Origin of the sequence: Pseudomonas sp. GL-RE-29, assembly GCF_019947275.1 — a bacterium.
Taxonomy (GTDB): domain Bacteria; phylum Pseudomonadota; class Gammaproteobacteria; order Pseudomonadales; family Pseudomonadaceae; genus Aquipseudomonas; species Aquipseudomonas fluorescens_A.
The window spans coordinates 1-3,620 of the sequence record NZ_JAGYGD010000072.1 but is presented as its reverse complement, the minus strand read 5'-3'; the positions used below and the strand labels follow the sequence as shown (position 1 = coordinate 3,620).

General features: G+C 57.6%; 6 protein-coding genes. 5 read left to right on the top strand and 1 reads right to left on the bottom strand.

Annotated elements, in window-relative coordinates; genetic code table 11:
* The first annotated feature begins 157 nt into the window (after positions 1-157).
* The 5 genes from KGB21_RS29225 (at position 158) to KGB21_RS29205 (ending at position 3,287) form a co-directional block, all read left to right on the top strand.
* Positions 158-775: a cytochrome b/b6 domain-containing protein gene (locus tag KGB21_RS29225; RefSeq protein WP_223507535.1), complete on the top strand. Its 618-nt coding sequence runs from the start codon at positions 158-160 to the stop codon at positions 773-775.
* Positions 772-1,557 (top strand): molybdopterin-dependent oxidoreductase, encoded by a 786-nt coding sequence (locus KGB21_RS29220; RefSeq protein WP_223507534.1) that lies wholly within the window; start codon positions 772-774, stop codon positions 1,555-1,557. Before KGB21_RS29225 ends, KGB21_RS29220 begins: the two co-directional genes overlap by 4 nt.
* Before the next feature lie 51 nt (positions 1,558-1,608).
* On the top strand, positions 1,609-1,875 hold the full coding sequence (locus tag KGB21_RS29215; RefSeq protein WP_034150662.1) for a pentapeptide MXKDX repeat protein: 267 nt from the start codon (positions 1,609-1,611) through the stop codon (positions 1,873-1,875).
* 206 nt (positions 1,876-2,081) lie between these two features.
* Positions 2,082-2,489, top strand: coding sequence for a response regulator (locus KGB21_RS29210; RefSeq protein ID WP_223507533.1), 408 nt, complete (start codon positions 2,082-2,084; stop codon positions 2,487-2,489).
* Between the two features lie 183 nt (positions 2,490-2,672).
* A complete protein-coding gene (locus KGB21_RS29205) occupies positions 2,673-3,287 on the top strand; it encodes an HAD-IA family hydrolase (protein ID WP_411741428.1) in 615 nt (204 codons plus the stop codon).
* A gap of 106 nt (positions 3,288-3,393) precedes the next feature.
* On the opposite strand, the gene KGB21_RS29200 is transcribed toward KGB21_RS29205, so the two are convergent.
* Positions 3,394-3,620, bottom strand: a 227-nt coding sequence (locus tag KGB21_RS29200; protein WP_223507531.1) for a methyltransferase family protein, incomplete at its 5' end; no start/stop codon positions are given.

The window sequence follows — 3,620 nt, the reverse complement described above, 5'->3', positions numbered from 1 at the left end:
CTTTTGATCTTGCTTTTTAAAATCAAAAGATCGCAGCCTGCGGCAGCTCCTACAGGGGGGGCATTGAGTTATCACGATTAATTTAACTTTACGTGAGGATTTGGCGATCTTCCGGCTTCCATACTCGGCCCCAACGAACAACAAACGGGAGCCGGACATGTCGCAGTCAACTGCTTCACCCAAGGCCAGCCATCCTCGCTGGCTGAGGCTCACCCATTGGCTGAACGCCCTGGCGGTGCTGGTGATGGTCACCAGCGGTTGGCGCATCTACAACGCTTCACCGCTCTACGACTTCAGCTTCCCCAAGTCGATCACCCTCGGCGGCTGGCTTGGCGGCGCCTTGCAATGGCACTTCGCGGCGATGTGGTTTCTCGCGATCAACGGCCTCGTCTATCTGGTCATCAATCTGCTCAGTGGTCGCCTGAAACGACGCTTCTTTCCGGTTTCACCCAAAGGCGTAATGCATGACCTGGGGGCCGCGTTGCGGGGCCGCTTGGGACATGCCGACCTGAGTCATTACAACCAGGTGCAGCGTGTGGCGTACCTGTTTGTGATGGTCGATATCACGCTGCTGGTGATCTCCGGATTGGTGCTGTGGAAGTCGGTGCAGTTTGCGCTGCTGCGTGATTTGTTGGGGGGCTACGAAGGTGCGCGCCATGTGCACTTCATTGCCATGTCGCTGTTGGTGGCCTTCGTCGTGGTGCATCTGGTGATGGTTGCACTGGTTCCAAAAACACTGTTGGCCATGATTGTCGGTCGCAAGGAGTCTGTATGAAAAAGCGCATTCAAGGCTCCGGGCTGGACGAGTCGTCCATCCTGACCGACGCCCGGAAAATCCTCGCCCCGCAGATCGAGGACCGCTCGCGTCGTTCGTTCCTGTTGCGTGGCCTGACCCTCGGCGGCGTGGCCATGTTGTCCGGCTGCAACCTCACTGACAACGACAGCGTCGAGACCGCGTTGTCGTCCATGTCGCGCTTCAACGATCGGGTGCAGGGTTGGCTGTTCAATCCCAACGCCATGGCACCGACCTATCCTGCCTCGATGATCACCCGGCCGTTCCCGTTCAATGCCTTTTACGGTATCGACGAAGCGCCGACGGTGGAGGAGGAGAGCTATCGGCTGGAAGTCACCGGTCTGGTGGCGGACAAGCGCAGTTGGCGTCTCGAAGAACTTCGCGCCATGGCGCAAACCGAGCAGATCACCCGGCACATTTGCGTCGAAGGCTGGAGCGCCATCGGCCGCTGGGGGGGCGTGCGTTTCAGTGATTTCCTCAAGCGCGTTGGCGCCGATACCGATGCCAAATACGTCGGCTTCAAATGCGCTGATGATTACTACACCAGCATCGACATGGCCACCGCACTGCATGCGCAAACCCTGTTGGCGCTGACCTGGGACGGCGCCGTGCTGCCGCGCGAATATGGCTTCCCGATGAAGCTGCGCATGCCCACCAAGCTCGGCTACAAGAACCCCAAACACATCCAGGCGATTTTCGTCAGCAACACCTTCAGCGGCGGCTACTGGGAAGACCAGGGCTACAACTGGTTTGGTGGCAGCTGACGAAACCTCGGTAAATCCCCGTTCACACCCCATGCATCAAGGAGTTTCATCATGAAAAAGTTGACCACCGTCGTTCTGTCCATGTGCCTGGCCGTCGGCGCTGCCAGTGTTTTTGCCGCCGATACCATGAGTAACGACAGCATGAGCAAGGACGCGATGTCCAAGGACGCCATGCACAAAGACAGCATGAAAAAGGATGCCATGACCAAGGACACGATGAAAAAAGACAGCATGTCCCAGGATGCGATGAGCAAGGACGGCATGAAGAAAGATGCCATGTCCAAGGACACCATGAAAAAAGACCCCATGTCCCAGTAACGCCAACCCAGTCATTCGGGGCATGACCTGATTCAGGCCCCCATGACATTTGATCGTTTGGTTGTACTGCGAAGCTTGCACAACTATCGATTTCGTCGACCGCCTGTATCAAAAATGAATTTCCGCAGATAGCGTTGCTCATACCCTGTAGGTAGCGGATTTAGAGCCCGCGAAAGTCATTGTTGCGATCAGGGAGCGGTATGGTCATGAGTCGAGTATCGACAGCGGGCGAACACCTTCCTGGCGGGTTGATTCTGGTGGTTGAAGACGACCCGCTGATCCTGGAATTTCTTTGTGAAATTCTTCAGGAGGAAGGCTATGTAGTAGAGCCGCAGTCCAGTGCGGACGCTGCATCGGTTTATTTAGAGTCGCACGCCCCGAATGTCGGGTTGCTGCTGACGGACATCACCATGGCGGGCAAGCTCAATGGTGCAGATCTGGCCAACCTGTTCGGTGATCGCTGGCCGGACAAACCGATCATGATCATGTCCGGCTTCGAAACCCCGGAAAGCTCTGGTGTCCGGCACGAGGTCTCGTTCATCAAGAAACCCTGGGCGCTGGGGCAACTACTCGATTGCGTGGACGGTGCCCTGAAATCACGCCGCACCCTGTAGGAGCTGCCGCAGGCTGCGATCTTTTGATGTTGCTTTTTAAAGATCAAGATCAAAAGATCGCAGCCTGCGGCAGCTCCTACAGGGTTGGTGTACATTGCCGGAACACCGTTCTTGAAAGAGGAAGGACCCTTGCCTGTTCCCGCATCCGTTTTCGATGTCCCGTACCGTGCGTTTCTGTTCGACATGGACGGCACCATTCTCACCTCCATTGCTGCCGCCGAGCGCGTCTGGGCCTCCTGGGCAACGCGCCATGGCGTCGATGTCGAGTCCTTCCTGCCCACCATCCACGGCGCCCGCGCCATCGACACCATCAATCGCCTGGCCTTGCCCGGTGTGGATGCGGAGGTTGAAGCCGCGTGGATCACCGAAGCTGAAATCGAAGATGTCGAAGGGGTTGCAGAAGTGGCTGGCGCAGCGGGTTTTCTCCAGTCGTTACCCGCTCATCAATGGGCCATCGTCACCTCTGCACCGAGGGCGTTGGCGTTGCGGCGAATGGCTGCAGCGGGGATTCCCGAGCCGGATGTGATGGTCACTGCCGAAGATGTCACCGCCGGCAAACCCGACCCGGCCGGGTATCGATTGGCGGCTCAACGGCTGGGTGTTCAGACATCGGAATGCCTGGTTTTCGAGGACGCGGCGGTCGGCATACTTGCGGCTGAGGCGGCGGGGGCGGACCTGATGATCGTCACGGCGACGCATGAGCAGCCGACTCAGACTGTGCATGCGACGTTGGCCAATTATGGCGAGGTCATGGTCGTGCTAGACCCTGAAGGCCTGATTCGCCTCAAGAACTCGTGATAAGCCCGAACCTGTAGGAGCTGCCGAAGGCTGCGATCTTTTGATCTTGATTTTAAAAAGCCAAATCAAAAGATCGCAGCCTGCGGCAGCTCCTACAGGGTGTGCATCAATACACTCCGGGAATCAGCCGCCAACTCCGGGCGCAATAGGCCTCGTACTCCCCACCAAACTGCGCCCGTAATAGCGCCTCTTCCGAGTGTATCCGTGCAATCAACGGAATCACCGTCAGCCCCGCCAGCAACAACCCAACCCCCGAACGAAAAGCCAGCGCCCACCCCACGGCAATAACCAACATCCCCAGATAACTGGGGTTACGCAGGCTGCGATAAATCC

Bases quoted from the DNA above. Each gene is read 5' to 3' on its own strand.
- KGB21_RS29225 (WP_223507535.1), top strand. From the start codon at position 158: ATGTCGCAGTCAACTGCTTCACCCAAGGCCAGCCATCCTCGCTGGCTG.
- KGB21_RS29220 (WP_223507534.1), top strand. From the start codon at position 772: ATGAAAAAGCGCATTCAAGGCTCCGGGCTGGACGAGTCGTCCATCCTG.
- KGB21_RS29215 (WP_034150662.1), top strand. From the start codon at position 1,609: ATGAAAAAGTTGACCACCGTCGTTCTGTCCATGTGCCTGGCCGTCGGC.
- KGB21_RS29210 (WP_223507533.1), top strand. From the start codon at position 2,082: ATGAGTCGAGTATCGACAGCGGGCGAACACCTTCCTGGCGGGTTGATT.
- KGB21_RS29205 (WP_411741428.1), top strand. From the start codon at position 2,673: ATGGACGGCACCATTCTCACCTCCATTGCTGCCGCCGAGCGCGTCTGG.